29 protein-coding genes are annotated in these 26,989 nt (G+C 34.5%); 8 read left to right on the forward strand and 21 right to left on the reverse strand.

All coding sequences use genetic code 11. The features are described from left to right. Nucleotides 1-132: 132 nt before the first annotated feature. From NJT12_RS00635 to NJT12_RS00680, 10 genes are all read right to left on the reverse strand, one after another. A complete protein-coding gene (locus NJT12_RS00635; protein WP_271333990.1) occupies nt 133-1,266 on the reverse strand; it encodes an OmpA family protein in 1,134 nt (377 codons plus the stop codon). A gap of 94 nt (nt 1,267-1,360) precedes the next feature. Beyond that, nucleotides 1,361-1,990, reverse strand: coding sequence for a chloramphenicol acetyltransferase (locus NJT12_RS00640; RefSeq protein WP_271333991.1), 630 nt, complete (start codon nt 1,988-1,990; stop codon nt 1,361-1,363). Beyond that, nucleotides 1,990-2,697 carry an HAD family hydrolase gene (locus tag NJT12_RS00645; protein WP_271333992.1) on the reverse strand — a complete coding sequence of 236 codons (708 nt, stop codon included), beginning with the start codon at nt 2,695-2,697 and terminating at the stop codon, nt 1,990-1,992. The genes NJT12_RS00640 and NJT12_RS00645 overlap by 1 nt, the downstream gene beginning before the upstream one ends. 216 nt (nt 2,698-2,913) lie before the next feature. After that, complete coding sequence (locus NJT12_RS00650; protein WP_271333993.1) at nt 2,914-3,813, reverse strand: DMT family transporter; 900 nt, start codon at nt 3,811-3,813, stop codon at nt 2,914-2,916. Nucleotides 3,814-3,934: 121 nt separating this feature from the next. After that, nucleotides 3,935-5,452 (reverse strand): flotillin family protein, encoded by a 1,518-nt coding sequence (locus tag NJT12_RS00655; protein WP_271333994.1) that lies wholly within the window; start codon nt 5,450-5,452, stop codon nt 3,935-3,937. Nucleotides 5,453-5,463: 11 nt separating this feature from the next. Next, complete coding sequence (locus tag NJT12_RS00660; RefSeq protein WP_271333995.1) at nt 5,464-6,033, reverse strand: serine protease; 570 nt, start codon at nt 6,031-6,033, stop codon at nt 5,464-5,466. 132 nt (nt 6,034-6,165) lie between these two features. Further along, nucleotides 6,166-6,915, reverse strand: a complete 750-nt coding sequence (locus NJT12_RS00665) for a hypothetical protein (protein ID WP_271333996.1) — start codon at nt 6,913-6,915, stop codon at nt 6,166-6,168. A 272-nt stretch (nt 6,916-7,187) separates the two neighbouring features. After that, nucleotides 7,188-7,424 (reverse strand): hypothetical protein, encoded by a 237-nt coding sequence (locus NJT12_RS00670; protein ID WP_271333997.1) that lies wholly within the window; start codon nt 7,422-7,424, stop codon nt 7,188-7,190. Nucleotides 7,425-7,716: 292 nt separating this feature from the next. Beyond that, a complete protein-coding gene (gene metG, locus NJT12_RS00675; protein WP_271333998.1) occupies nt 7,717-9,774 on the reverse strand; it encodes a methionine--tRNA ligase in 2,058 nt (685 codons plus the stop codon). 441 nt (nt 9,775-10,215) lie between these two features. Continuing rightward, entirely contained in the window at nt 10,216-10,395 is a 180-nt protein-coding gene (locus NJT12_RS00680) for a hypothetical protein (protein ID WP_271333999.1), read from the reverse strand. Between the two features lie 515 nt (nt 10,396-10,910). Here NJT12_RS00680 and NJT12_RS00685 point away from each other — a divergent pair. Beyond that, complete coding sequence (locus tag NJT12_RS00685; RefSeq protein WP_056248078.1) at nt 10,911-11,138, forward strand: CDGSH iron-sulfur domain-containing protein; 228 nt, start codon at nt 10,911-10,913, stop codon at nt 11,136-11,138. A gap of 50 nt (nt 11,139-11,188) precedes the next feature. Here NJT12_RS00685 and NJT12_RS00690 read toward each other — a convergent pair whose 3' ends face one another. The 6 genes from NJT12_RS00690 to NJT12_RS00715 all read right to left on the reverse strand — a co-directional run bounded on the left by NJT12_RS00690 (nt 11,189) and on the right by NJT12_RS00715 (nt 15,127). Beyond that, the gene (locus NJT12_RS00690) at nt 11,189-12,091 is read right to left on the reverse strand and encodes a PhzF family phenazine biosynthesis protein (RefSeq protein ID WP_271334000.1); all 903 of its coding nucleotides are present in this window, start codon (nt 12,089-12,091) and stop codon (nt 11,189-11,191) included. An 85-nt stretch (nt 12,092-12,176) separates the two neighbouring features. Next, nucleotides 12,177-12,734: a YdeI/OmpD-associated family protein gene (locus NJT12_RS00695; RefSeq protein WP_271334001.1), complete on the reverse strand. Its 558-nt coding sequence runs from the start codon at nt 12,732-12,734 to the stop codon at nt 12,177-12,179. Nucleotide 12,735: 1 nt separating this feature from the next. After that, nucleotides 12,736-13,290, reverse strand: a complete 555-nt coding sequence (locus tag NJT12_RS00700; RefSeq protein ID WP_271334002.1) for a hypothetical protein — start codon at nt 13,288-13,290, stop codon at nt 12,736-12,738. A gap of 94 nt (nt 13,291-13,384) precedes the next feature. Beyond that, nucleotides 13,385-13,723 carry a hypothetical protein gene (locus tag NJT12_RS00705; RefSeq protein WP_271334003.1) on the reverse strand — a complete coding sequence of 113 codons (339 nt, stop codon included), beginning with the start codon at nt 13,721-13,723 and terminating at the stop codon, nt 13,385-13,387. Between the two features lie 116 nt (nt 13,724-13,839). After that, nucleotides 13,840-14,601 (reverse strand): MBL fold metallo-hydrolase, encoded by a 762-nt coding sequence (locus NJT12_RS00710; protein ID WP_271334004.1) that lies wholly within the window; start codon nt 14,599-14,601, stop codon nt 13,840-13,842. Nucleotides 14,602-14,680: 79 nt separating this feature from the next. After that, nucleotides 14,681-15,127: a hypothetical protein gene (locus NJT12_RS00715; RefSeq protein WP_271334005.1), complete on the reverse strand. Its 447-nt coding sequence runs from the start codon at nt 15,125-15,127 to the stop codon at nt 14,681-14,683. 260 nt (nt 15,128-15,387) lie between these two features. Between NJT12_RS00715 and NJT12_RS00720 the strand changes: the two genes are divergently transcribed. From NJT12_RS00720 to NJT12_RS00735, 4 genes are all read left to right on the forward strand, one after another. Further along, nucleotides 15,388-15,558, forward strand: a complete 171-nt coding sequence (locus tag NJT12_RS00720; protein WP_271334006.1) for a hypothetical protein — start codon at nt 15,388-15,390, stop codon at nt 15,556-15,558. A 69-nt stretch (nt 15,559-15,627) separates the two neighbouring features. After that, nucleotides 15,628-16,170: a DMP19 family protein gene (locus tag NJT12_RS00725; protein WP_271334007.1), complete on the forward strand. Its 543-nt coding sequence runs from the start codon at nt 15,628-15,630 to the stop codon at nt 16,168-16,170. Nucleotides 16,171-16,874: 704 nt separating this feature from the next. Then, nucleotides 16,875-17,237, forward strand: coding sequence for a PKD domain-containing protein (locus NJT12_RS00730; RefSeq protein ID WP_271334008.1), 363 nt, complete (start codon nt 16,875-16,877; stop codon nt 17,235-17,237). 306 nt (nt 17,238-17,543) lie between these two features. Continuing rightward, complete coding sequence (locus tag NJT12_RS00735; RefSeq protein ID WP_271334009.1) at nt 17,544-19,088, forward strand: patatin-like phospholipase family protein; 1,545 nt, start codon at nt 17,544-17,546, stop codon at nt 19,086-19,088. Nucleotides 19,089-19,319: 231 nt separating this feature from the next. Here NJT12_RS00735 and NJT12_RS00740 read toward each other — a convergent pair whose 3' ends face one another. Genes NJT12_RS00740 through NJT12_RS00755 form a run of 4 tightly spaced genes read right to left on the reverse strand, consistent with a single transcriptional unit; the run spans nt 19,320 to nt 21,912 of the window. Then, complete coding sequence (locus NJT12_RS00740; RefSeq protein ID WP_271334010.1) at nt 19,320-19,874, reverse strand: cysteine hydrolase family protein; 555 nt, start codon at nt 19,872-19,874, stop codon at nt 19,320-19,322. Nucleotides 19,875-19,878: 4 nt separating this feature from the next. Next, nucleotides 19,879-21,159 carry an MFS transporter gene (locus NJT12_RS00745; RefSeq protein ID WP_271334011.1) on the reverse strand — a complete coding sequence of 427 codons (1,281 nt, stop codon included), beginning with the start codon at nt 21,157-21,159 and terminating at the stop codon, nt 19,879-19,881. A gap of 4 nt (nt 21,160-21,163) precedes the next feature. Beyond that, on the reverse strand, nt 21,164-21,472 hold the full coding sequence (locus NJT12_RS00750; RefSeq protein ID WP_271334012.1) for a hypothetical protein: 309 nt from the start codon (nt 21,470-21,472) through the stop codon (nt 21,164-21,166). 11 nt (nt 21,473-21,483) lie between these two features. Then, nucleotides 21,484-21,912 (reverse strand): MarR family winged helix-turn-helix transcriptional regulator, encoded by a 429-nt coding sequence (locus NJT12_RS00755; RefSeq protein ID WP_271334013.1) that lies wholly within the window; start codon nt 21,910-21,912, stop codon nt 21,484-21,486. A gap of 172 nt (nt 21,913-22,084) precedes the next feature. Here NJT12_RS00755 and NJT12_RS00760 point away from each other — a divergent pair, with 172 nt between their 5' ends. After that, nucleotides 22,085-23,512, forward strand: a complete 1,428-nt coding sequence (locus NJT12_RS00760) for a tetratricopeptide repeat protein (protein ID WP_271334014.1) — start codon at nt 22,085-22,087, stop codon at nt 23,510-23,512. Between the two features lie 256 nt (nt 23,513-23,768). Here the strand turns inward: NJT12_RS00760 and NJT12_RS00765 are convergent, their stop codons facing one another. Next, nucleotides 23,769-24,374, reverse strand: coding sequence for a DapH/DapD/GlmU-related protein (locus NJT12_RS00765; RefSeq protein WP_271334015.1), 606 nt, complete (start codon nt 24,372-24,374; stop codon nt 23,769-23,771). 392 nt (nt 24,375-24,766) lie between these two features. Between NJT12_RS00765 and serS the strand changes: the two genes are divergently transcribed. Together serS and lgt are read left to right on the forward strand one after the other, a co-directional pair. Next, on the forward strand, nt 24,767-26,038 hold the full coding sequence (gene serS / locus NJT12_RS00770; protein WP_271334016.1) for a serine--tRNA ligase: 1,272 nt from the start codon (nt 24,767-24,769) through the stop codon (nt 26,036-26,038). 89 nt (nt 26,039-26,127) lie between these two features. Beyond that, entirely contained in the window at nt 26,128-26,943 is an 816-nt protein-coding gene (gene lgt / locus NJT12_RS00775; protein ID WP_271334017.1) for a prolipoprotein diacylglyceryl transferase, read from the forward strand. Nucleotides 26,944-26,989: the final 46 nt, after the last annotated feature.

The raw sequence follows: 26,989 nt of genomic DNA on the forward strand, positions 1-26,989 counted from the left end.
TTTCGTTGCACAAATATTATTCCAAATTTAATTAAATTTAATGGATTAAAGTAAACTGGCAACTGGAATTGGGGAAAATAAAAAAAGCCCAAAAAGAATTTCTTTTTGGGCCCTTACTTTTTTGAAGTGGAATTATCTTACATTAAAAGTAACTCTTCTTGCTAATCTTCTTGCTTCAGCTGGATCTTTGTCGATAGAATTATCTGATCCGGCAGCAACAGTATTTAATCTTGAAGATTCGATACCTGCTTTTTCTAAAATGGTTTTAACATTCTTAGCTCTGGTGTTTGATAATTTGTTGTTATATTCTGCCTTACCAACCTGATCAGCATGACCAATAATGTCAAGAGATGCCGAAGGGTTTTTTCTTAAGTACGTTAAAACAACATCTATGGCAGCAGTAGAATTTTCGATTGGAGTCGATTTATTAAAGTCAAAATAAACACTGTAATATTGATCGTTAATCATTTCTTTTACAACATCTTTTTGAGGTACTGCTACTACAGGAACAGCTGCTACTATTTTTTCTACAATTACTTCAGTAGGTTTATTTGCTACTAAAGTTTCAAGTTCGTTTAATTTATTTTGTAATTCAGTAAGATCTTGAGATTCTGAGATTACGGTCCAGTCAGCATGTTTTGCATTTTTTCCTAAATAAACCTGCAATCCAACTGTTCCGTTAAATAAAATTCCTGTAAAACCTCTTGAATCTGCAGTAGTTGCTCCGTCAAAAGTAGCATCTTGCGACGCATTCAGGATCGTAGTAAAATCACCGGTTAAAGCAAATCTGTCAGACAATCTAACCTGACCTGTAACACCTGCGATGAAGTTACCCATTCTGTCTTTAACATGTAAATCTTTGTTCTCTAACTGTGCCAGACCAAAACCTGCGTGACCTAATAAACCAAATGTTTTAGTCCAGGATTCAAAGTTCATGATTCTGCCTAAGTTAGCAACAGCTTGCAAATCGGCTCTGTAATATTTTGAGTCAAAATCTATAGAATTGTTTTTTCCTGTAAAACTGTTGTATCCAAAATCAGCTTTTAAACCAAATTTGTTATTAAACATATATCTAACTCCAAGATCACCAACCCATGGACTTGGTGTGCTTGTAAAATAATTTGAGCTCATTGGACGTTGAGGTTTGTTTACACCTCCACCTAGTTCTACCGACCATTTATTGTAGGCTGTTGAACTTTTTTCTGTTTGCGCATTTGCATAAGCTACGGTCAAAGCAAACGCCAAAGTCATTACAATTTTTTTCATTGTTATTTTAGTTTTTCCCAAACTAACAATTTATTGTAAGAATTATGACCCAATAAAAGTCATAAATATAACAGAATAGGGTTAAATGTGCTTTCTAAACATTCATTAACTCCTGAAAATAATCGACAAATTGTCCCATATGCAAACCATCCATTAATCCATGATGAACATGAACAGACATTGCAATTGTTCTTTTTCCGGTTTCGGAAGTGATCATTTTTCCAAAAGAAATTTTAGGGCAACTGTCTGGAAACGTGTAGCTTCTGGCATGCGAAAGCGAAGTAAAATTTAACCACGGAATCGCCGAAAAATGAACTACGTTATCATCGTCAAATGATCTTGTAAAAAGTCCGGTTGTACTTTGAATACGCTTAATCTCTGCTAAAGCATTTTGTTCAAATATTTTAAAATCAGGATTATATTCGATTAATGAAAACCCAAAAGTACCGTCTTCGCGCCCAATTGTTGCCGATGCGTCAACACGATCGTTGATATAAATTTTGTCATCAGCGATTCTATACTTGAAATTCTCAATAGAATTTACTGCAACCAATGTTTTGTGCAAGTAATATATGAAGAAAGAAGCCTTGATGCTTTTTGCAGTTTGGTAGGCTTTTGTACAATCAATTTCTACGGTTGCACCAAAAAAAGGTTCTTCTAATTGTTTGAAAAATAAGAAATGTTCTTTTCTGTTCCAGTTTTCTAAATCTAAAAGTGTTTTCATTATGATAAGTTCTGAAGTATTTCAGTAATTTTTTCGAAGGAACTAAAATGCTCGTGTTCGACTTTGTGACTAATTTTTTCGTGTTCCCAAGTGGTATGAAACGGAATATGAACGGCGTAACCTCCAATTCCGAGAACCGGTAAAACATCAGATTTCAATGAATTTCCAATCATCAAAAATTCATTGGCCTTAATGTCTAAACGACCCAGTAATTTTTCATAATCAACTTCTTGTTTGTCTGACATTACTTCTATATGATGAAAATAATGACCCAAACCGGAACGATGTAATTTGCTGTGTTGGTCTTTTAGATCGCCTTTTGTAGCAACAACCAATTTGTATTTTCCGTGTAGAGATTTCAAGGTATCTTCGACTCCGTCCAGAAGTTCGATAGGTTTTTCGAGTAATTCTTTTCCGTATTGAATGATTTTTGCGATCGCTTCAATAGGGATTGTATTATTCGAAATATTCATCGCAGCTTCAATCATCGACAGAATATATCCTTTGATTCCGTAACCGTATAAAGGTAAATTCTGAATTTCGATCTTAAATAATTCTTGCGAAATACCCTGATGTGAAAGATAATCTTCCATCAAAGCGCAAAATTTATGTTCTGTTTCCTGAAAGTAAGGTTCGTTGACAAACAAAGTATCATCAGCATCGAATGCAATTACTTTTAAGTTTGGTATTTTGTTTCTATGTAACATGGTGTTTTTGTTTCAAGGTTGTTTTGTTTCAGGTTTCAGGTTTTCTTTGTTTCAAGTTTTTTAGCCACGAATTGCACGAATTAGCACTAATTTTTTTTGCCACAGATTAGATGATTAAAAAAGATTAAATAAAAGGATCTGCGTTAAACTATTTTTTTGCCACAAATTCACAAACTATTTTAAATTCAATCCGCGTAAACCCGTGTCATCCGCGCGTCATTTCTCAATCCTAATTCTTAGAAAAATCCTCTTAAGAGAAATCGTTTTATCGTAAAACGTAATCCTGATTCCGAATAGCAAAATGATTCCGCCAAAAACCATTTGTAAAGTTATTTGTTCTTCTAAAAATAACCAAGCTAATACGGCTGTAATTACTGCCTGGCTCAATAAACTTAAAGAAACTCTTGTTGCGCGCATATGTTGTGTGGCATAACTAATAGAAAGCCAGGCGCACAATTGGCAAATAACGGCTTGTAACACAAACAGAAACCAGCCAGCATTAGAAAATCCTGTTAAAGGTTCGTTTAATGCATAACAAATAATTCCTAAATATACAGTTGAAGCCAATAAACTAATCGTCATAAACGATAAAACATCGACTTGAGAAAGAACATTTTTACTCACTAAAAGATAAATAGAATATAAAATTCCGGATAAAACGGCAAACAAGAATGCTTGATTAAAATTCAATTCCAGAAAAAAGCTAAAGCCAACCAAAGTAATCATGCCGAATAAAGAAACCACAGTTCCTATCCAGAAATTAGTTGTAGGTCTTACTTTCAAAAAGAAAAAAGAACCAATACCAACCCAAAGCGGTGATAAATTCGTTAGCAGCGAAGCCTGAGTTGCGCTTGAATCCTGAATGGCAATATTCCAGACAGCAACATCAGAGGCGAATAAAACCCCGCAAAGTGCTGCAAGTAATGTGAATTTTAATGGTGGAAGTTTAAAGTTTTTGCTTAAAAGTACGTATGGCAATAATAATAGAATGGCAAAAGCCATGCGGTAAAAAGCCGAGATTAATCCCGGTGCTAATTTAAGTTTAACCAATATCGGGAAAATCGAAATACATAGTATTCCTCCGATTAAGGCTAATCTTGGTTTGGTAATTTTCATTGTAATGCGTTTCTAACTTACCGAATTACTCTTGTAAGTGTTTTTTAAATTCTTTTTTAAAACAAAATTGCGTGAAGCAAAGTTCACGCAATTTATAGAATATACAATAATAAGTTGATTCTTATTCTTCTTTTTGTACCACTTCAACTGTTGGTGGAACTTCAGCAATATTTTCGCCTTTTAAGTAAGAAGGTAAATTAAGTCCAGCCATATTAAATAAATCATTTAATGGTGGAACGGTTTTCATCATTCCAGAAACAAAATTTGCAGTCGATGAATTTCCGCTTTCACCAGAACCATTGCCAGAATCCCAAACGGTAATTTTGTCAATTTTGATGTTTTTTACCGCTTCAACCTGAGTTCTGACCAATTCTGGAAGTTTCTCTAATAATAATAATTGGAATGCTTTGCTTGGATCTCCGCCGGCAGCGGCAACAACTTGTTTGTAACCTTCGGCTTGTTTCGTTAAAATTTCGAATAAACCTTTCGCTTCTGCTTCCATTTTTGCAAAAATTGCGTCAGCTTCACCTTTTGCATTTTCTCTTATGGTTTCTGCGGCAGCTTGCGCTTCGATAATGGCTCTTTGTTTGGCTATTTCGGCAGGAATTACAATATTGGCAATTTGCGTAGAGCGTTCTCTTTCAGAACGGGCCAATTCGGCTTTTTGCTCTGCAAGATACGATTCTTCTAATGCTCTTGCTTGCTGTACTTTCTCTGCAGTTATGGCAATACGCAACGATTCTGCTTCTTTTTCTCTACGCAAAGCTTCAGAATTTGCAATAGCAATTTTTGCTTCATTTTCTCCCTGAATCGCAATTGCATTTGCTTCAGACGTTTTTACCCTTGTGTCTCTTGCGGCTTCTGCTTTTCCAATGGTTTCATCTTTTGCGGCAGTTGCAATACTAATTTCTCTGTCTTTTTGCGTAATAGCAATTTTTACGTCCCTGTCTCTGTGAGTTTCTGCGATTTGAGTGTCTTTTTCTCTATCTGCAAGAGCTTTACCGGTTTCTCCAATTTTTTCCTGTTCAGCAACACTAATTTTTGCTTCGTTGATTGCTTTTGCAGCAGCTTCTTTTCCTAAAGCTTCGATATAGCCAGACTCGTCTTTAATATCGGTAACGTTTACGTTGATCAGTTTTAAACCAATTTTCTTTAATTCGCTATCAACGTTTTTCGAGATATTGTCCAGAAACTTATCACGGTCAGAGTTGATTTCTTCAATTGTCATTGTTGCAATTACCAAACGCAATTGCCCAAATAAAATATCTTTTGCCAATTCCTGAATCTGCTCAGATGATAAACCCAAAAGTCTTTCTGCCGCCGTATTCATACTATCAGATTCTGTAGAAATAGCGATTGTAAATCTACACGGAACATCTACACGAATGTTTTGTCTGCTCAGGGCATTAGTTAAATTTGCCTCGATAGAAAGCGGTTTTAAATCTAAAAATGCATAATCCTGAATTACAGGCCAGATAAAGGCGCCACCTCCGTGAACACATTTTGCCGATGTTCCGCCGGTACGACCATAAATGACTAAAATTTTATCAGAAGGACAACGTTTGTACCTTGATATTAATGCCGAAATTGTTACGAAAAATACTATTGCCGCAACTGCAATTAAAATAATTGGATTCATGCTTGGTTATGTTAAATGGATTCTACTATTAAAATATTGTTGTTTTCTATCTTTATGACCTTAACGATTGCGCCTGATTGAATTCTTTCATTCTCAGTCATGGCTTCAAGTTCGTGAAATGCACCGTGTACGCTGATCATGATTTTGCCTTTGCCTTTTTTGTTTTCGGGAATAGTCAAATAAACTTCGGCAGTTTTGTTTAAAGTATTGGTGATTTTAAATGAGTTGTCTTCGGCTAATTTTTGTACTTGTCTGATCACCAGAAAAAACAAAACGACAAACAAAACCCCAACAACAAGTGAAGTAATAATCAGAAATATGGGTTTATCGCCAATTGTGGTATAAAAAGAAATTCCTGTCCAGCTAAATCCCAATAAAAAATTGATAAGATTTCGTAACGAAAAAAGCTGAAAATCACCTCCGCCATGTGTGTCGCCGTGAAAATCAGTCTCAACACCATCACCAATATCCAAACCCGAAAAGGTGATAATGGTTTGAATTATAAAAATGATACTTGTTGGGATAGCGATATACCAAAAAGATTTGAGTAAAGTGGGTAAACTATCTAACAGTTCTATCATTTTGTATTTTTTGAATGATTAGGCGCTAATATCTTGTTTTTTATTTAACAAAACTAATTTGCATGAAAATTATATAAGAAAGTAATTACAAAATCACTGAAATACGCGTGCTTTTCTATGATTATTATCTGTTTAGAAATCCCTAAAAACAAATTGATCTTTTGCGTTATTGTCTTTAATTGTCCAGACTACATTATATGCTCCGGCAGCGTCTCCGTTAGACATTCCTATAAAAATTGTTTTCTCCGGACCAATATAAATTTGCGTGTTTTTGAAATTAGGACTATATATTCCGGTTAGATTATTTATTGGGATATTATAAACTTCATTTTTAGTGGTAATTTTTATAGTTTTTATTTCGATAAGATTTTCAGGTTTTATTCCGTCAATTCCCCATGGATATTGGTCATCTATTTTTGATATAAAGCCATCTTGTTTTTTAATCTGATGTTCTTTTGGTATGAACTTTCCGGTTTGGATAGTAATCGTGAGATCGTCATTTTTAAATTCGGCATTATTTTCAGAAATAATCTTCATTCGTAATTTTGGCAGATTGCTTAAATATTGAATTCGACTTTTATGAATATAACCAAATTCCTGATCTTCAGGTTTGTTTGATAAGCCTGTTTTCTGTTTTGAAACTCCGTAAGTAATGTAAACCCATTCATTTTTTTCGCCTTGTATGGCATCCATATCTTCGAAAACCTGATTTTCAGAAATTTTACCTACTATTTTTGATTTCGCATTATTATTATCCCGTACATTCACAAAACCATCTTTTTTGTCTTTAATAATTGCAAAAGCACCTATGTTTTGTGCTTTCGAAGAGGTAAAAATTAAAAGGAGAAATAGCGTAAGGGTTAATTTTATTTGGTTTGTCATGACTTATTGGTTCTTTATAAAACGAAAAGAGCGAATCTATTAAAATGATTAATAAATTCACGCTTTTTTAATAAATATAAAAATGTCCATTGGCACTAAATGTTGGTAGAAAACATGAATTGAATCAAATTTGGCGTGCCGTAGGTACGCAATAGTTTCGCTTTGTTGCGTACCTACGGCACGCCAACGAATTTGAAACCTAATATTTCTACCGATATTTAGTGCCTGACAGCACAAAAAAATGTAAAGATTAAATTTGTTTTTGTGTGGTATTAGGCATTCATCATTTTTTGATAAGCTTTTTTAATTTCCGTATCCGAAAAAGGTTCAAGCGCTTGCACCAAAGTTTTGATGGTTCTAATGCAGCTTATCATTTTAATGCGAAGATCTTGATAATCTCCTGTTTCTGTTACCAGAATAGCGTCGAAAATCTCGGCTAGCTGTTCTGGTTGATCCCTGATTTCATCTACGAACCAAATGTCCGAAAGAAATTTTGCCATTGCTGTCATTACAGCCGTTTCTGATGTTTGTGATTTTCTTTTGTCATATCGAAAATATTAAACGCACGAAACCCTCACTTTAGGTGTGACAAAATATCCGAGGATAGATTAAGGGCAGTTTCCTGCTCCAGCACCTTGGCGAGGGTTCGCTTATGTTAACTTTGAATAAGTTTCTATTTAAAGTCTCAAGATATTTTGTCGAGAAAAACTTACAACTATAAACTCGGGTAAAAAGAAAAAACATGAGAAATTTCTAATGTTTTAACATTTGTCAATTCACATCTAACTTTTTACAAAAAAGTTAGTTTATCGTTTCACCATTTGGTGCATCCGTATCAGGATTTACAAAAACCAATTTACCTTCTGCATTTGTTGTCATCAGGATCATTCCCTGACTTTCAACTCCGCGTAAAGCTCTTGGCGCTAAGTTGGCTAAAACCGTAACACGTTTACCAATGATTTCTTCTGGCGAAAAGCTTTCGGCAATTCCCGAAACAATTGTACGAACATCAATTCCGGTATCAATTTTAAGAACCAAAAGTTTGTTGGCTTTTGGCATTTTTTCAGCTTCAATAATAGTTCCTACACGTAAATCCATTTTGGCGAAATCCTCATATTGAATTAAATCTTTTTGAGGTTCTGCTTGTTTGTTTTCGGCAATATTAGCTGTTTTTGTAGCTTCCAATTTATCTATTTGTTTTTGTATTTCTTCGTCTTCTATTTTTGCGAATAATAATTCGGCTTCACCAATTTGGTGACCTTCCGGAATCAATTCTGAATTTTCAGTAACATCATTCCATTTCAATTTACCTTCATTTTTCAGGATTCCTGACAACTTTGCAGCAGTAAAAGGCAAGAACGGTTCAGCAAGAATACTCAACGCAGCAGCAATTTGCAAGGCAACATACATTTGAGTTTTTACACGCTCCGGATTGTCTTTCATTACTTTCCAAGGCTCTTCATCGGCAAGATATTTATTTCCTAAACGCGCAACATTCATCAATTCGCCCAAAGCTTCACGGAATCTGTAACGCTCAACCGAACTTGAAATCACGGCTGGATACGCTTTTAATTCTGCTAAAGTCTTTTCGTCAACCTCAGATAATTCGTTTGGCGTAGGTATAAATCCGTCGTAATATTTGTTGGTTAAAACCACAACACGATTAATGAAGTTCCCGAGAATTGCAACCAATTCGTTGTTATTTCTCGCCTGAAAATCTTTCCAGGTAAAATCATTATCCTTAGTTTCAGGAGCGTTAGAGGTTAATGCATAACGCAAAACGTCTTGTTTCTCCGGAAATTCTTCCAGGTATTCGTGCAGCCAAACCGCCCAGTTTTTAGAAGTCGAAAGTTTGTTTCCTTCCAAATTCAAAAACTCATTTGCAGGAACATTATCCGGCAAAATATAGCTTCCTTCGGCTTTAAGCATCGCAGGGAAAATAACGCAGTGAAAAACAATATTGTCTTTCCCTATAAAATGAACCAGTTTCGTGTCTTCATCTTTCCAGTACGGTTCCCAGTCTTTTCCTTCGCGGAGAGCCCATTCTTTAGTTGATGAAATATATCCTATTGGTGCATCAAACCAAACGTATAATTTTTTTCCTTCGGCACCTTCAACAGGAACATCAATTCCCCAATCAAGGTCACGCGTTACTGCGCGAGGTTCAAGACCGCCATCGATCCATGATTTTACTTGTCCGTAAACATTAGGTTTCCAGTCGTTTTTATGTCCAACCAAAATCCATTCAGTTAAGAAATCAGAATATCTGTCAAGAGGTAAAAACCAGTGTTTTGTCGATTTCAAAATTGGAGTTTCTCCGGTAATCGTCGATTTTGGGTTAATTAAATCCGTAGCATTTAGAGTAGATCCGCAATTTTCGCACTGATCTCCGTAAGCTCCATCATTGCCACATTTTGGGCAAGTTCCAACCACAAAACGGTCTGCAAGAAACTGATTCGCTTTTGCATCATACAATTGCTCTGTTACCTCTTCAATAAAATCACCATTATCATACAATGTTCTAAAAAATTCCTGAGCTGTATCATGATGAATTTTAGCCGAAGTACGAGAATAATTATCAAACGAAATTCCGAAATCATTGAATGATTTTCTGATAATTCCGTCATATTTATCAATAACTTCTTGTGGTGTAATTCCTTCTTTTTTAGCTTTCATCGAAATTGCAACCCCGTGTTCATCACTTCCGCAAATAAACGCAACGTCTTTTCCTTGCAAACGTAAATATCTCGAATAAATATCTGCAGGCACGTAAACCCCCGCCAAATGCCCAATATGTATAGGTCCATTCGTGTAAGGCAATGCCGCCGTAATAGTATATCTCTTTGGATTTTGTATCATAACTCAATTTTATTGAGTGCAAAAATAAGCAATAGAATTGAGATTTTGTTATTCTGCGGAGTTTCACAAAGAAAAACCACTGAGATTCTTGAAGGTTCTCACTGAGATTCACGAAGTTTTTTATTTGTATAGCTTAAAATAATCTTGCAAAGTCGTAAAGGCGCAAGGAAATTCGCTGCAATTTGTCATTTCGACCAAAGGGAGAAATCCCACTAGAAACTCGACAAAGATTGACATTTTTCTTTCTGGTTTAAACGGGACTGAAGTCCAGCCCTACAATATGTTCCGAACCTAAGGTTCTCTTTAAAATTTTCGGAGGAACGATTTTTTTAGTACTGGATTTCAGTAAAGGCGCAAAGAAATTCGCTCCAATTAGTCATTTCGACCAAAGGGAGAAATCCCACTAGAAACTCGACAAAGATTGACATTTTTCTTTCTGGTTTAGACTGAACTGAAGTCCAGCCCTACAATATGATCCGAACCTAAGGTTCTCTTTAAAAGTTCCGGAGGGACGATTTGTTTATAGGACTGGATTTCAGTAAAGGTGCAAAGAAATTCGCTCCAATTTGTCATTTCGACCAAAGGCAGAAATCCCACTAGAAACTCGACAAAGATTGACATTTTCCTTTCTGGTTTAGACTGGACTAAAGTCCAGCCCTACAATATATTCCGAACCTAAGGTTCTCCTTAAAATTTTCGGAGGAACGTTTTTTTATAGGGCTGGATTTCTGTGCATTCTCCTGAGTCCAGCCTTACAATACATCCCGAGCCAAAGGCTCTCTCCAAAAAAAGTTCCAGAGGAACGATTTATTTTGTAGGGCTGGACTTCAGTCCAGTCTCCGTGTTTAGAGACGCCAATCTTTGCGAGGCTTCGTCTCAGTCTCACAAAGAAAACCGAAACAAGAAAAAAATCCGTATTGATCAGCGTTTTCACGAAGTGATCCGTGTCATCCGCGTGCCATTGACTTTGACTTCGCCTGACAAAACATAAAACCTTTGCGCGATTATTTCAACCCAATTGATATTAACCTCTGTGAAATAACACCATAAAATAGAACCAGTTTAAACTAGCACCCGCATTAAAATCTTAAAAATTTATTTTGCAATCTTTGCCTTGAAAAAACAAAGACAATTTTATGAGCAAGACAAAATTAATCATCAATAAAAACGGATCTATTAAAATCGAAGGTGATTTTGAAATCATGGATTCTGAAGGAACTGTTTACGGACTACAAGGAAGAGCTGCATTAGGACTTTGCCGTTGCGGATTATCTGCAAACAAACCTTTTTGCGATGGAGGGCACCGTAATAATTTCGAACACGATTCTATCGCATTCGATTTACCACCAATGAAAACAAACTAAGAAATCTTATTTTCTGGTTATACTATAAAAGCTGCATCATGCAGCTTTTTTTATATATAAAGTTCCCCACGCATTGTTATAACCGCAGAACCGCCTACTAAAATATCATTTTCTCTTGCCATTACTTCAATAAGCGAAGGCTGACTCAATTTTACGCCTTGCAGAATTTTATATTCGGTATTGGGTTGCGTGTATTTATGTTGGGTCAAAAATCCAATTAATGGTCCCGCAGCTGTTCCTGTTGCAGCGTCTTCATTGATTCCGATTAAGGGATTAAAAAATCGGGCTTCGGCTATATTATTTGGATCTTCGTCAGAAAGTGTAAAGCAATAGAAACCTTCAAAGTCGTATTCTTTAGAGATTTCGATTAAGCGTTTGTTGTCCGGAATGCAATCGTGTAGAAATCTCCTGTTTTTTATGGGAACCATAACATGCGCAACTTCTGTTTGAACTATTGTAGGCAAAAGATCGTCTACCGTTAAATCGTCAATAGTTAAACCAAGTGCTTTTGCGATTCTCGAAGCCGGAACTTCCTGACCAATAGTTGCTGGTTTTTGATGCATTTGCACAATTGGATCTGCTGTAAGGGGATCAAAACTTGTGGTTAATCGAATCGGACTATCTTTCATGATTACAAAATGATCGGTTTCATTTTGTTCCTCAAATATGGAGATTTTTTTGAGTAAGGCAGCGCAAACGGCACCTAATAAATTGTGTCCGGCGCCATCAACTTCAAAACCTGAAGGTGTAAAAGACCTAACATTCAAAGCTTTTTGTGTTGTCGAATAATAAACAAATGAAGTCTCAGAATAGCCAAATTCCTTTGCAATATTCGAATATGCTTCGATTGCTAAATCGCCATCAGTAAAAACAACAGACAACGGATTTCCTTTGTAACTTTTGTTAGAGAATACATCTAAAACGTAGTATTCTAATGTTATTCTATCTTTCATTATGATTTCTTTTTGTTGAAATTAATTCGATAGAATAAAGTTACTATTTGTTCTTTGATCTAAGTTACAATGAATCGTTTTTCTTTTACAACATTCGTTTTTGTTCTGCGCAAATATTTATTGTTTTTTCAAGTCTCGAAATTCTGGTTTTTTCCTGTTTTGCCGTCATAATCCAGTGAATCATAACTTTTTTGTACGATGGTGCTTGTGTATTAAAATATTTCCAGGCGATTGTATTGGCTTTAAATTGTTTTTCAAACTCAGGATCAAGAATAGATGGTTCCTTTTCGTGCGAATAAATTCCGGATCTTTCTTCAGATCTTAGTGCGAAAGCTTTCTCACCTTCGCGCGTCATTAATCCTACTTTGGTAAGATCTTCGACTTTTTTGATGTTGATCGCGCTCCAAATACTGGATTTTTTTCTTGGTGTAAACCTTATCAAATAACTTTGGTCATCAATTGATCTTCGAACGCCATCGATCCAGCCAAAACAAAGCGCCTGATCTACAGATTCTGACCACGACATTGACGGTTTTTTGCTGTTGACTTTATAGAAACCTACTAAAAGTTCGGTTTCTTTTTGGTGATGCTTTTCTAGCCATGCTCTGAATTCGTTTTGGGTTGCGAAGAAAGTTGGGTTCATTTTATTTCGTTTTTAATAGCGGTGGCGGTGGCGGCGGAGGTAAAACAGATTTTGAGCTGAAAAAAGTTAGCTTTTTATTGGTTTCAATTAATCTTACTTTCTTTTTCCAGGTATAAATCCATTTTGCTAAAGAATCCAGATCTTTTGGAACATCGTCTTTGTGGCTGTGTATTGCAATTGATTTTTTGATTGAATCTTTGTCAATATAAAAGGTGTAATATCTCCCATCGCTATAATCTTCCTGATAACTCTCGTTGTATTTTTTCAGTTGCGTTTTAGAAATTAAATCTAACAGTTTTGCTTTATCTTTTTTACTTATTAAAGCGATATAATTTGTTTTGCTTTTTGGAATCTTAGTGCTGTCAAAAGCATCGTAGCCACTCCAATGTTCTCTAATATAAACACTATCGTTTGGAGTGAATTTTACCGAAAAACTAGTTTCGAAAGTGTTGCTAAAAGTAAAATCGAAATATTTAAACGTTACATTTGATTCTTCTTTTTTAGAACAAGAGATGAACAATAAAAGTAACGAGATAAGTACGATTTGTATTTTCATAGTAAAGTTTTAATTTTTATTCATCAAGTTCTTTCCAGCAAACATATATTTCTCTTTGAACTTCTTTTTCTAGTTTAGGAAGTTCATTTAAAACCTAAAACTGACTTTCTTTGCTTAAATAGAATTTATCTTCTTTAAGTTTAAAATCCATTGCTCCTTTTATGATTGCAATCATTTCATTGGTTTCTGATGTTCCGTTTGCAAAATTTGGACCTATCAAATATCTTAAAATATCTTTTTCATATTGCGGTTTATAAAAGAGAATATGAGTCACTATTGGCAAATAAAAGTAAAAATAACTATTGGTGTTAGATCCATATTGAATTTTATCGAATTCAGAAATTAAAATGTCTGATTCCGGATCTGTGGATTCCCGATTTAATTCTTTTAATAATTCAAAAGTGGTTTTTGCACTTGGAACTATGTTTCCCATTCTTTTTAAAGATGAAAATGTCTTCTCAAATTTTGAGTTATTTGCTCTTGTATTAAACCAGTTGAAAATTTTCAATTTATTCTATTTTTATAATTTTATTTTGAATGGAATGTGGTTCAGTTCTGATGAAAATTAAATTCTTCGATATCGTGATATCCAAAAACTTCAATTTCCGGATGTTCATTTATTAAATTTCTGATTTTGTCTAATGTATTTAATCTTAAATTATTGTCTTCGGCTCTCATTTGCGCCAGTTGATTTACCGGATGATTAGTGTCAGTAAGTTCAATTCGCATATAATAAGCATCGGCAATATAAAATAACCATCCTTTTTCTGTTTTAAAAACTACACCGCAATGTCCTAACGTATGCCCGAAAAGCGGAATAAGAAAAAATTCTGTTTCAGTATCGATACTGACTTTTCTGGCTTCAAACCCGAACCAATCAAAATCTGATTTTTCATAAGTTTTAATTGTTGGGTTATGAGATAAAGGTGTTTTGAGATATCTGGGATTTCCGGAAAGAAAACTTTTGTATTCTTCAATTCCTACATGAACGGTTGCATTTGGTAAATCTGCCAATCCGCCAATATGATCATTATCCAGATGCGAAATAATGCAATCAGTAACTTTTGCGGGATCTAGTCCCAATTTTTCGATTTGTTTTATTGCAGTTTGATTTTCGTCGAAATGATAACCAACCATGTCTATAAGCTGCTGACCGATTCTTTCTTCCGGGTTTTGAATGTCTAAAAGACCAATACCGGTATCGATCAAAATGAGTTTGTCGTTTTCCTGAATCAATAGGCAATGTCCGCAAACATTATCGTTTACGGGTGAAACAATTTTTACGCAGTTGAGGTGGTGGATTTGGGTCATGGTGATTTTGCTTTGATTGATTTTGTCATTACGAACACAGATTCTAAATCTGTATTATCGGATTGTAAATTTAACAGATTTAATCAAAAGCAGACATGAACAAATCCCAAATTATCCAGGTTTTCTTTCTCTTTTTGTTCGGATTTTGATTGTTTGGATCTTCTAGCCAAAAGTCACAAACATTACAGATGATCTCATCTTTATAGATTACATCTCCATTATATAAACTATCCTTAAAAATGAAGTCACTTCCGTAATTATGTTTTTGATGAGTTTGAGTCCATTGTACATTGTTAATTAATAGCTTGTCTGATCCACAACGAGGACAGCATTCTGCATTTTCATAATAGAGTTGTGTTGGTTGGGCAATAAATTGATCAATAGCTTTTTGAGTCAAGTTTCTTTCTAGTATGTAATTTTTTATGTCTTCTTGCGTATCACGCATGTAAGTATGCTGTTTGTATTTGGCAAAAAAAGCCAATTCGTGATCTGAAAATGTATCTAGAAAATCTTTGGTTTTGCCCATTGCTTTACTGCTATTGTTGATGTTTTCTTTAGTTGTGTGAAAGTGCTAAAATACTATTTTAATGAAGCTTGATATAATAAAAGGAATAATTTTCTTATAAAAAAAATATCAGCGTTAGGGATAGCAGCGAAAAGCCCACAGCTTGACGAAGGAAGTGCGAGGACTTGCAGCAATAGCCCGATTCGCGGCGGCTGAAACGCCTAAAAAAATATTTATATCAAGTTCCCTATCTTTGTAAACGTAAATTAAAAGAGCAAATCATGGCAAAAGGTCCCGAGAAAAACACGAAAAACAAGGCTTTGCATACTAAACTACTCAATAAGAAAAAAGCCAAAATTCAGGAGGAGAAAAAAGCGCATGCTTTGCGCTTGAAGGCTTTGGTGACAAAAATGAATCAGAAAAAGAATAGTGATGAATCTGATGCTATTTAAATCAGATTGTATTTCGTTTCTGTTTTAATTTAGCTGAAATTTGCAAATCAATATATAAAAACAAACAAAATGGAGGAATTCGGTAGAATACTAGTTTCTGAAACGGCAATGAATAGTGAAAATCTTCAGGATGTGATTCACTCTAATATTTCGGTAATCAATTTAATGCGTGAGGAAGATGTCGATGATGAGTTTATTCACGAAGATGCCTTGATGAGTTATTATCTTGATTATTACTACTCGCAATATGCTGAAGGAAATTTTGCTCAGTTTGTACACAAATCAGGTTGGAATAAGGAACTGAACGAACTTATCGAAGAAGGTCTGGCTTTGATTGGCGCCGAAAAACACTTGGAATTATTCCAACAACAAAGCAAAAAAGTAAAACTGATGAGTAGCGTAAAGCTGAATAAATTTCTTAGCGGAAAACTGGAAGGTGTAAACCCAACAAGAGATTTGCTGAACAACGATACTTTCTTCGAACTAGAAGAAAACTTAATTACTTTGAATGCCGGTTTCCTGAAAAATCACCCTGATTTCGAAGTGCTTTCGGTAGATGATATGTTTGCAGCTTTAGAGGAATATGTTGGGCATGAGATAAAAAGAGCTTAGGTTTTGTTGTTTAACCACAATGCACGCTAAGGTTTCGCAATGCACGCAAAGTTATTTGTTTGAATGTCTATAAAACCGCACACAATCCCTATAGATATCAGGAGCGAAGGCTCAATATTTTTTATAGAGAGCCTTCGGCTCGATTTATATTGTAGGGACGGATTTTAATCCATCTGCGTAAAGATATTCTTAGGATTGTCAGGCTGAGCGGAGTCGAAGCCACACAAAGTTTTTAGAAAGAGCCTTCGGCTCGATTTATATTATAAGGATGGATTTTAATCCATCTGCGCAAAGATTATAATGCGTTTTTATTTGAATGTATTCGAAATTTCTCGAAATTTAGATAGTGATAGATAGCGAATTTTTTGTTTCACGCAGATTTTAAAAGATTTAGGCAGATTTAAAAAAATCATTTTAATCTTTTAATCTTTGGCGTTAAAATAGAACTTTGTGGAGCTTTTTCCGAAGCTTCGACTTCGTTCTGACAGTTGTTATGAAAAACTTTGCGAATCTTTGCTCCCGATAGCTATGGGGATTGGGTGGAATATTTTATTGTTTCTTAATATTCATAATGCATTATTTTGAGATTATTTAATGTTGATTAAAAAACGTTTTTTCATGATAATTGTCAAAAAACAAATGCACGATATTAATTATATTTGCATAAATGTCAATATAAATAGTAACTGAAAAATCTAAATACCATGAAAACCAGATTTAAAATTGTATGTATTGTTGCAGTATTGTTGTTAGGTTATTCTTGTAGCAAATCTGATCTGGATAAAGGAATTGATTGTTTTGGCGAGTCATTTTTTATGAAATTTAAGAATAAAACTGATCCTGAAAATGCTAAAAAAGTTGATTTTGTTGTGGAGTATACTGGAAATTATGAGTTTAAATCTGTTAAATGGACTTTTGGTGACGGAACAACTGAAACCACAACCAACACAACAATTTCGCATATCTATACTGCCGCCGGAACTTATACTGTAAGAGCTGATATTACGATTCAGGACGGAAAAGCAGCTTGTACTGCATCACCAACAAGAAGTATTATAATTAATTAGGTTCTACAGTTGGGCGTAATTATTCTTAAAACATAGAAACATAGATTCTTTATTCTCAAAAAAGACGTTTTTACTTATTTAAAACACACGAAGCTAGCCGCGTCAAAGAAATCTATTTCTTTTTTATTCTTTCTAGACATAAAATCTATGTTTCTATGTGTTTAATTTAGCTTTTATTAATTACACGGTTTTGTTTTTAGATCGCTTCAAATTTCGGTATGTTAAGATTTTATTATTTGATTTCTAACTTACTACAGATTCTCGTAACTTCGCCTTTGATGATTTAGCGATTTTAAAAGTTAAAAAATGAGATATAGATACTGCCTAATATTGCTGTTGCTTTTTCTTCAAACAGGATTTTCTCAAAACAAAATAAACCTTTTTTCAGAAATCAATTATAGTTCAATTCCTTCGGTTTCGTTAAGCGATTATAAATCAGTTCAGGATCGTGATAAAAAGTTTCAGAATCCTAATATTGCTTTAGGAATCGGGATTTCTGGAGGAGGTTCGAGAGCCCAGTTTTTTAGTATGGGCGTACTTTTAGGATTAGAAGAAATTAAAGGAAATAATTCGCAACGTAATTTCTTAAACGAAATAGATTATTTCTCTACGGTTTCCGGTGGTTGCTTTTCGGCAGGATATTATTTAACGATCCTCAAGAATAAGTTATTTCATGACAATTGTTCGTTCAACGAATTTTACTTTTCTAAAGCCGATGCTTATAAAGATTATGTCGATAAATCAGCCAATATTTTGTCTTTATTAAACAATAGCCGAAACGAAAAAGGCGATAAAATATCAATGACCCAGCGTATAGATTCGGATATTTTGCAATACGACGCCACGAATCCTGATAATATCAATAAGTTTAATTCTCAAATGTTATTGTCGGATTTTTTTGTTCCAAAGGATAGTAAAACAATTCCGTTGTTACCCATGTTTGTTGCCAACGGAACCGCTTTTAATAATGGCGAACGGATTCCGTTTATGCCGCATATTATTCGCGGTTTGAATCTTAATGCTTCTTTGGCTCCAAATAAAGCTACGATTGCATTAAATGAAAATAATATTAATGACGGTTATAATTTTCCTTTAACCTATGCTATAACGGCGAGTTCTGCTTTTCCCGGTGTTTTGCCAAAAGTAAAATTTGGGGTTAAAGACCAGGATAAAATATTATGCATTGTCGATGGCGGTGCTTCAGATAATATGGGATATAAAACTTTGGTCGAATTGCTTCATAATGATACCAAAGTGAATGAGAAGAATAAGAAAGCCCTTTTTATTGATTGTCTGGGACAAGGAAAAAAAACGCCATATATAACTGATGCCAAAATAAGATTGATTTCGTTGTTTGAAACCGCTTCTTTATACACCGTTCAAACACGCTACATGACTTTTGATAAAGATGTTGAAAGTACTTTTGAACGTTATAAAATACCAATTTCTAATTATCAAATCATTGGTTTTACTACCATTAGGGATTATTTGGTAAAGATGGAAAAAGATTACCCTTATGAAGATTTAGTGTTCGAATTAAAAAACACAAATGATGAATCGGGTAGTTGGGCAAAATTGTATGCAAATTTCAAACAGGAACTAATCATTAGGTTTGGTGAAGATTCCTTTAAAAAAGATAAAGAAGGTGAAATAATTGTTGCCACTTTAAACAAAGAAAAATTCAAAAATTTAGCTGCCAGACAAGTTTTGATGTTATATGAATATGCCTCGCATGTCGAAACAAAACTGCGAATTACTCCCGAAGAACGTGAAATGTTATTGCTGTCCGGACGTTTTGCTGCTTATTTAAAAACCAATGAATTAAAAGAATTATTGGTGGAATATAAATAGGGTTTTAGTTTCGCAGAGATTCATGAAGGTAGCACAGAGATTCGGAAATTTTATTCTTGAATTTTTGGATTGACTATTTTTAGGGGATTAATCCAATAGTGTGAATACAAGTACAAAACAAACACGAATTTCACGAATTTTAAGTGGCTATTTAGTTTGTGAAATTCGTGTTCAAAATTTTGAATTTCGGCCTTGTGCTTTTTGAATCTCTGTGTAATAACATTTTCGATATTAAGAATTCTTCCATTCTTCAATAGTCAATACATTTGCATGACGAATGAATACTTTGGTTGTTAGCACGCGATGTACTTCTTCATCACGATCTGCGCATGCATCAGACAAAACACTGATTTTATAATCTTTGTCCGCCGCTTCAGTCGTGGTCGAAAGTACGATTCCACCAGTTGCAACGCCTGAAAGTATAATATGCTGAATTCCGTTTGATCTTAAAGCAACTTCTAATCCGCTTCCTGTAAAAGCGCTTATACGACGTTTCATAACACGAATATCACCTTCTTGTGGCGTTAATGCAGGATGAACTTTAGAAAATTCATTTAAATTTATGTCTTTAATACGTTCTCTATACGGTGCAAAAAGTTTGTTATTAGGACTAATGTCTGAAATCCTGTTTTTAAATTCAAGCGTTACATATATTACAGGAATGTTTTTGGCTCTGGCAATTTCTATAGCATTAGCTACGTTTTTGATGATGTTTTCTGGATTTGGAAAATTGGATAATATTCCAAGTTGCATGTCCATGACAAGTAAAGCGGTGTTTTGTTCCATTTTTTTAGATTTGATTGTTGATATTGTCTGTTTCTTCTGTTTGAATCGGGATTACTATTTCCTGCGTTTTTTTCTTTCTTTTGTAAAACACATAAAACGAAATCGCGATAATAAGTGCTATAACGCCCTGAATCATTAAGCTGTTGGGCGCGCCAATATATTTAGAAACCATCCCGATGAAAAGGCTTCCTATTGGGATCATTCCAAAAGCTGCCATTGCAAAAAAGCTAATTACTCTTCCTCTCATGGCTTCCTCAGCTTCAAGCTGTAAAATGGTATTGCAAATTGGTATAAGCGACATTGTACCAAATCCGCAAATAATGGCAACGGCCATTGCGATTGGAAAAATATTTAAGTGAGAAAAAATGATTAAGCTTACGCCTAAAATTACCGTGTTTACAAATAAAACTCTTTTCAGGTTCGTACTTGATTTTAAAGACGCTAAATAAATAGCTGCAATTACGGCTCCCAAACCAATAAAGCTATTGATGTAACCAAAAGTGGCTGCGTTTCCTTTAAAGATGATTTTGGCATAAACCGGCAAAAGCGTATTGTAGGGAATTACAAGTAAACATAAAAGTGATAACATCAAAAGAATAACGCTAATCTTTGGCGTATTTTTAAGATACAATAAACCATCTTTCAGGTCTGTATAGATTTTCTTTTTGATTGGATTTGGTTTATAAGGCGGTAATTTCATTAATAATAAGGATATAATTACGGCTATAAAACTTATCGCATTCAATAAGAAACAGTTTCCAGCTCCAAATTTCAAGAGTACAATTCCGGATAGTGACGGACCAATTAATCGTGCAAGATTATTGAGTGTTGAATTTAAGGCGATCGCATTTGGTAAATCTTCTTTTTTCTTGATAATATCATGAACTAATGGTTGTCTTGCCGGAATGTCAAAAGCATTTACAATCCCGAGAAGAACGCTTAAACTCAATATTTCCCAAATGACATAATGCTCCATAAAGATTAAAACCGTCAGCAGCACCGCTTGCATTGCAGATATAATTTGAGTAATCATTAAAACCTTATAACGATTGTTTCTGTCTGCAACAACTCCGCCCAGAAGCGAGAATAAAAAAGATGGAAATTGTTCTGCAAAAACTGTTAATCCCAACATAAATGTAGAATGTGTCATGCTATAAACGATCCAGACGACAGCGGTGCGCTGCATCCACATTCCGATTCTCGAAATCAATTGTCCGCCAAAAAACAAAGCATAATTTCGGCTTTGAAACGCTTTGAATGTTCTGATGTTTAAAATCTTTGACATGGAGTTATTGTTTTTCTTTTCCAGAAAATCTTTTGCTTAACGGAATACTGATACAGGTAATTCCTAAAAAGAAAATCAATACCGAAATAGTATTGTCAATTGAAATTTTGGCTTTTACAAAAAGTATATATCCTACCAATAAATTGAACAAAGACCAAAGGACATTTATAGTGGGCGACGAAAGTCCTTTTCCCGGAGGATTGGCAAAAGGAGTTGGGAACTTATCGCCGGAAATTCCGTTAACAAAATGCGGAACAAAATTGGCGAGAAACATGCCAGACCAGAAACCCATAAAATAATGATACCATTCCATAACGTTTGTATTTAGTTAAGAGGGACAATTTTATTCAAAATAGGAATTGCCTTTTCCAGTAATTCCTTTTCTTCTTTTGTTAAAGTTTGGCTTATGGCTTCGGTGAGCCATTCATCACGATCAAATCTTGTTTTTTCAACCGCTTGTTTTCCGTATTCGGTTAAGGAAATGTAGACTTTTCGGCCATCTTCAGTCGAAGGAGTTCTGGTGATAATCTCCAATCCTTCAAATTTTTTGATGATTTGTGACATCGATTGTGTTTTAACCCGGGTCAAATTTGCCAATTCAGAAGGAAGCAAACGAGTGTTTCGAATCAAGTGGCCCACAGTTTCCATTTCGGTCAACGAAAGCGTATTGATAGAATACATTTGCTTGCGCAAGCTTTTGTGCAAAAGCGATATAACCGTTCTTAATGATGACGCTAATTCTTTTGTTTGCATTTTTATAAAGTTAAACTTGTTAGGTAACCTTATAAAATTAAAACAAATTTGTTTCTGTTAATCGATCATTTTAATTTTTATGAAAAGTTTCACAGATTTAAAAACAAATGAATTATTTCGGGAACATAATTAAATTTGTCGAAATTTGAATTTCCATTTAATCCAAAAAAAATTGACAGAACCATTTATGTTTTATAAAAAAATAATGTTTGCCTTATTGTTTTTGCCTGTTTTGCTATCTGGTCAGGAAAAAAGCAATACTCCTGCAGAAAATGTTTCCCGTTATTTTTATGATGATCATGTGGTTTCTATAGAAATTTGGTACGGACCGGACAATAAACCGGACAGCACAAAAACCTATTATTCGAACGGAAAACTAAATGAGATTTTTTATTATGATGATAAAGGGTTTAAAGATTTAGATGCTTTTCAGTACAACAAACAAGGTGAAAAACTGGTAACCTGGAAATTCTCTCACGGAAAATTAGTAAACAGAACCGATCATAAATTGCCTTTTAACAAAGACAGGGAAGAAACGGTTAAAAAAGCGTTGAAGTTGATGACAGAAATCAACATCAAAACAAATTATAATCCAACAAGAGTTAATGATCTTTATAATCGCGGTGTTCTGAGCATTAGTCTTGGCAACACAACATTGGCACTGGAGGATTTAAAAAAAGTAGAATATTCTCTGGATAAAGATCCTAAAAACAAAGATCTGGTTTTGGCCGATTCTTTAGAAAAAAAGAAAGCCGCTTTTAGAAGTAAACTTTACGATCGATTGGCGAGTATTTATGCATCACTGGAAATGGAAGGTTTTGCTTTTAATTATTACCACAAAGCAATAAAAAACGCTCCTGATGATTTACGTATTTTATACAACTTTGCCTCTTTATTGCAGCAACGAAAATCGAATGATCTGGCGCGTTATTACTTAGAGAAAATTGTCGCCGAAAAGCCTAATCACGCGCATGCAAGATGGGCACTGGCAAGATTGTATAGTGATATGGGGGAATATGAAAAAGCAATGGAAAATATCACGGAAGCTTTTAAATCTGAAAGTGCCATAATAGAAAGAACCACAGCTTACGGAGGTCGGGATTTAAGAACGACCAGAGGTTTAATCTATCATAAATTAGGAAAATCAGATAAAGGAATTGCTGATTTAAAGGCGGCTTTAGAAATGGATAAAAACAATTCATACGCCATGAAAAATCTGGGTATTATCTATCTCGATCAGCATAAATACAAAAAAGCCTGCGAATTGTTTCAGAAAGCCAATGAACTCAATTATACGCTGGCTTATGATGAGATCGATTTGCCATCGTTATTAGAAAGTGCCTGTAATAATGTTCAAACAGAAGTTACGAATACCATAAAGCCTTTTGTTTTTCCGAATCCCGCTGTTACAATTATTTCAGTTGAGAATTTAAAAACTAAAAATTTTGATTTCGAGTTTTTTGATTTTGAATCTAAAAGTGCATTAAAAGGCAAAACCAGTGACGGAACGATAAATGTTATAGGTTTAACGTCAGGTTTTTATGTTTTGAAAATCGCGACCCAAGATGGTATAGAAACTTTTAAGGTTATAAAAGAATAAGCATTTGTAATAAATAATTAATCCTGGCAAGAAGCTCCAGAGGAGCGTCATATTTATATAAAATGATATTGATTTTGTATTTAAGCTCCATTGGAGCGATATATAAAGGAGCCAAAGATTTCACCCTGTTAGGGTTTTATATCCAATTGAATTTGCAATTTATAAATTATGTTACCCGTTGGGATTCGGTTCTTTAAATAATAAAAAATCTTTGCGTATCTCCGTGCAATCTTCGTGTGCCTCTGCAGAATAATCTTTATTTGACTTGTTCTATCAGTTCCAGCCTTTTTACAATAGAATTCTTAAGCAGTATCGTTCCCGGAGATAATACGGCATTTGCTCCAATTCTGGAATTGTCGCCAACTAAAGAACCAAATTTATCTGAGTTTGTTTCTATAATTTCCGAATCATAAAGCACGGATATTTTCTTATTGATCCTTTCGTTATAATGATTTGCTGCAATAGAACCGGCTTCAAAATTGATATTTCTACCAATAATGCTGTTTCCGATATAATTAAAATGAGCAATGGCGGTGTTAGAGCAAATGATGCTGTTTTTTATTTCGCAGCCTGGACCAATTTTCACCGATTTATCTAAATAAACTCCTTCTCTAAAATAAGCATTTGCACCAATATAGCAGTTTTCGTTAATAATTGCCGGACTTTTTATGGTAACATTATTTTCGATAATTGCAGATTTATGAATGGCGATATTGTCTTGAATAACATAATCATCACCCAGATTCAAAATCATCTTTTCGATTGTATTTTTAAGGTCATTCGTAATATTCCAGGGTTCTGATGTGTTTAAATCATTAAAAGTCTTTGAAAAATCTTCTATAAAATGGTCGATATGAATCATTGTGATTTTTTTTAATTGCAATTTACTTATTTTTTATTTTCTAAGAGGGGATTTCTCGGAGATACACAATCCTGATAGCGATCGGGATTCACAGAGTTTCGCGAAGATTGCACAAAGCTTCATGGAATATTCCTGTTTTCAACGGATTAAAATCCGTTGCTACAAAATGCTCCGTTCCTTCGAAACTTGAAGAAAGAGCCTTCGGCTCGGTTTATATTGTAGGGATGGATTTTAATCCATCACATATATCGGAGAATCTCTGTGTCATCTTCGCGTATCTCTGTTGAAAAACCCCGAAATAACTTTAGAATCAACTTTGTCGTGATCTTATAAAACATTTCCTTAAATTTGCTTCCGTTATTAAAAAATACAATAGTTATAAAAATCAAGCTATGTTACAGATCGCATTTATTAGAGAGAATCAGGAGAAAGTAATCAAGGCCTTAGCAAAACGAAATATCGATGCTAAAAGCGTTGTTGAAGAAGTCGTGCAATTAGACGAAAACCGTCGTGCAACACAAGTTGAATTAGACAACACTTTATCTGAATCTAATAAATTATCCAAAGATATTGGAGAATTAATGAAAGCGGGAGAGAAAGCTAAAGCAGCGATCTTAAAAGAAAAAACGGTTTCATTAAAAGAAAAAAGTAAAGAATTAGGCGAAAAAGCAGAAGCTTTGGCAGCCGAATTAACAAATAAATTATACACATTACCCAATCTTCCGGCTGATATTGTTCCGGAAGGAAAAACTCCGGACGACAATTTGAATGTTTTTCAGGAAGGTGATATTCCGGTTTTGCATGAAGGCGCACAGCCACATTGGGAATTGGTAAAGAAATACGATATAATCGATTTTGAATTGGGTGTGAAAATTACAGGTGCAGGATTTCCGGTTTACAAAGGAAAAGGAGCTCGTTTACAACGTGCCTTGATCAATTATTTTTTAGATAAAAATACTGCTGCAGGATATAATGAAGTTCAGGTACCACATTTGGTAAACGAAGCTTCAGGTTACGGAACAGGACAATTGCCGGACAAAGAAGGACAAATGTATCATTCAACAATTGATGATTTATATTTGATTCCAACGGCTGAGGTTCCGGTTACAAATTTATTCCGCGATGTTCTTTTAACCGAAACTGAATTGCCAGTTTTATATACAGCATATACGCCATGTTTCCGTCGTGAAGCAGGTTCTTACGGAGCACATGTTCGTGGATTAAACCGTTTGCACCAGTTCGACAAGGTAGAAATCGTACGCGTTGAGCATCCTGATAAGTCTTATGAAGCACTTGACGGAATGGTAGAACATGTAAAAGATATTTTGAAAGAATTGAAATTGCCATACCGCGTTTTACGTTTATGTGGTGGTGATATGGGTTTCACATCGGCTTTGACGTATGATTTTGAAGTGTTTTCTACAGCGCAGGATCGCTGGTTAGAGATCAGTTCAGTTTCTAATTTTGAAACTTTTCAGGCAAATCGCTTGAAATTACGTTTCAAAGACAAAGACGGAAAAAATCAATTGGCGCACACATTAAACGGAAGTTCATTGGCTTTGCCAAGAGTTTTGGCCGGAATTTTAGAAAACTACCAAACTCCGGAAGGAATCGTAATTCCAGAAGTTTTACGCCCTTACTGTGGATTTGATATTATAAATTAACTTTTAGAGTTCTTAGGATTCAACCTAACAGGTTTTTAAAACCTGTTAGGTTTCTTAATTTTTACTAAGAACTAAAATTAAAACAGAGCATGATGAATGGAATTTTAAATTGGAATGTAGATCCGGTTATTTTCATGATAACAGATAGTTTTCCTTTAAAATATTATGGAGCTCTTTTTGCCTGCGGACTTTTATTGGGGTATTATATCGTAAGAAGAATTTACCAAAAAGAACATCTTTCGCTCGATAATCTGGATAGTTTATTGGTTTATGTAATTGTTGGAACCATTTTGGGTGCGCGATTAGGACATTGTTTTTTTTATGAACCAGCTTATTTTCTGCAACATCCAATAGAAATTCTTTTACCAATTCAGAAAGTAGCCGGAGTATATAAATTTGTTGGTTATCAGGGTTTAGCCAGTCATGGAGGATCGATTGGTGTTTTAATCGCCATGATATTATATTGCCGAAAATACAAAGTTAAGTTCTTATGGATCTTAGATAAAATGGCGATTGGAGTTCCTGTTACGGGTGCTTTTATCAGATTTGGGAATTTCATGAATTCTGAAATCTACGGAAAACCGACGAACGGAAATTGGGGAGTTGTTTTTCAAAGAGATGATATGATCCCAAGGCATCCAACACAATTGTACGAAGCATTTGCTTATTTGCTGATTTTCGGAATAGTTCTTTATTTGTATAAATCAAAAACAATCAAAAAATCGGACGGATTTATCTTTGGATGTTTCTTAACTTTAATGTTTGTAGCAAGATTTATAATCGAATTTTTCAAAGAAAATCAAGAAACCTTTGAGGATGATATGATTATTAATATGGGACAAATATTAAGTATTCCTTTTATTTTAATTGGTATAGCTTTAATGATTTGGAAATCGAAGAAGTGAGTTGTAAATTAGTTTACAGTCTGGTAGTTTAGTTTACAGTCGCAGT

This window comes from Flavobacterium azizsancarii (genome assembly GCF_027980145.1).
Taxonomy (GTDB): Bacteria; Bacteroidota; Bacteroidia; order Flavobacteriales; family Flavobacteriaceae; genus Flavobacterium; species Flavobacterium azizsancarii.

What these genes read in the sequence shown, in the direction of transcription:
- NJT12_RS00635 (WP_271333990.1), bottom strand. Translation starts at nt 1,266, where the DNA reads ATGAAAAAAATTGTAATGACTTTGGCGTTTGCTTTGACCGTAGCTTAT.
- NJT12_RS00640 (WP_271333991.1), bottom strand. Translation starts at nt 1,990, where the DNA reads ATGAAAACACTTTTAGATTTAGAAAACTGGAACAGAAAAGAACATTTC.
- NJT12_RS00645 (WP_271333992.1), bottom strand. Translation starts at nt 2,697, where the DNA reads ATGTTACATAGAAACAAAATACCAAACTTAAAAGTAATTGCATTCGAT.
- NJT12_RS00650 (WP_271333993.1), bottom strand. Translation starts at nt 3,813, where the DNA reads ATGAAAATTACCAAACCAAGATTAGCCTTAATCGGAGGAATACTATGT.
- NJT12_RS00655 (WP_271333994.1), bottom strand. Translation starts at nt 5,452, where the DNA reads ATGAATCCAATTATTTTAATTGCAGTTGCGGCAATAGTATTTTTCGTA.
- NJT12_RS00660 (WP_271333995.1), bottom strand. Translation starts at nt 6,033, where the DNA reads ATGATAGAACTGTTAGATAGTTTACCCACTTTACTCAAATCTTTTTGG.
- NJT12_RS00665 (WP_271333996.1), bottom strand. Translation starts at nt 6,915, where the DNA reads ATGACAAACCAAATAAAATTAACCCTTACGCTATTTCTCCTTTTAATT.
- NJT12_RS00670 (WP_271333997.1), bottom strand. Translation starts at nt 7,424, where the DNA reads ATGACAGCAATGGCAAAATTTCTTTCGGACATTTGGTTCGTAGATGAA.
- metG (WP_271333998.1), bottom strand. Translation starts at nt 9,774, where the DNA reads ATGATACAAAATCCAAAGAGATATACTATTACGGCGGCATTGCCTTAC.
- NJT12_RS00680 (WP_271333999.1), bottom strand. Translation starts at nt 10,395, where the DNA reads ATGTCAATCTTTGTCGAGTTTCTAGTGGGATTTCTGCCTTTGGTCGAA.
- NJT12_RS00685 (WP_056248078.1), top strand. Translation starts at nt 10,911, where the DNA reads ATGAGCAAGACAAAATTAATCATCAATAAAAACGGATCTATTAAAATC.
- NJT12_RS00690 (WP_271334000.1), bottom strand. Translation starts at nt 12,091, where the DNA reads ATGAAAGATAGAATAACATTAGAATACTACGTTTTAGATGTATTCTCT.
- NJT12_RS00695 (WP_271334001.1), bottom strand. Translation starts at nt 12,734, where the DNA reads ATGAACCCAACTTTCTTCGCAACCCAAAACGAATTCAGAGCATGGCTA.
- NJT12_RS00700 (WP_271334002.1), bottom strand. Translation starts at nt 13,290, where the DNA reads ATGAAAATACAAATCGTACTTATCTCGTTACTTTTATTGTTCATCTCT.
- NJT12_RS00705 (WP_271334003.1), bottom strand. Translation starts at nt 13,723, where the DNA reads ATGGGAAACATAGTTCCAAGTGCAAAAACCACTTTTGAATTATTAAAA.
- NJT12_RS00710 (WP_271334004.1), bottom strand. Translation starts at nt 14,601, where the DNA reads ATGACCCAAATCCACCACCTCAACTGCGTAAAAATTGTTTCACCCGTA.
- NJT12_RS00715 (WP_271334005.1), bottom strand. Translation starts at nt 15,127, where the DNA reads ATGGGCAAAACCAAAGATTTTCTAGATACATTTTCAGATCACGAATTG.
- NJT12_RS00720 (WP_271334006.1), top strand. Translation starts at nt 15,388, where the DNA reads ATGGCAAAAGGTCCCGAGAAAAACACGAAAAACAAGGCTTTGCATACT.
- NJT12_RS00725 (WP_271334007.1), top strand. Translation starts at nt 15,628, where the DNA reads ATGGAGGAATTCGGTAGAATACTAGTTTCTGAAACGGCAATGAATAGT.
- NJT12_RS00730 (WP_271334008.1), top strand. Translation starts at nt 16,875, where the DNA reads ATGAAAACCAGATTTAAAATTGTATGTATTGTTGCAGTATTGTTGTTA.
- NJT12_RS00735 (WP_271334009.1), top strand. Translation starts at nt 17,544, where the DNA reads ATGAGATATAGATACTGCCTAATATTGCTGTTGCTTTTTCTTCAAACA.
- NJT12_RS00740 (WP_271334010.1), bottom strand. Translation starts at nt 19,874, where the DNA reads ATGGAACAAAACACCGCTTTACTTGTCATGGACATGCAACTTGGAATA.
- NJT12_RS00745 (WP_271334011.1), bottom strand. Translation starts at nt 21,159, where the DNA reads ATGTCAAAGATTTTAAACATCAGAACATTCAAAGCGTTTCAAAGCCGA.
- NJT12_RS00750 (WP_271334012.1), bottom strand. Translation starts at nt 21,472, where the DNA reads ATGGAATGGTATCATTATTTTATGGGTTTCTGGTCTGGCATGTTTCTC.
- NJT12_RS00755 (WP_271334013.1), bottom strand. Translation starts at nt 21,912, where the DNA reads ATGCAAACAAAAGAATTAGCGTCATCATTAAGAACGGTTATATCGCTT.
- NJT12_RS00765 (WP_271334015.1), bottom strand. Translation starts at nt 24,374, where the DNA reads ATGATTCATATCGACCATTTTATAGAAGATTTTTCAAAGACTTTTAAT.
- serS (WP_271334016.1), top strand. Translation starts at nt 24,767, where the DNA reads ATGTTACAGATCGCATTTATTAGAGAGAATCAGGAGAAAGTAATCAAG.
- lgt (WP_271334017.1), top strand. Translation starts at nt 26,128, where the DNA reads ATGATGAATGGAATTTTAAATTGGAATGTAGATCCGGTTATTTTCATG.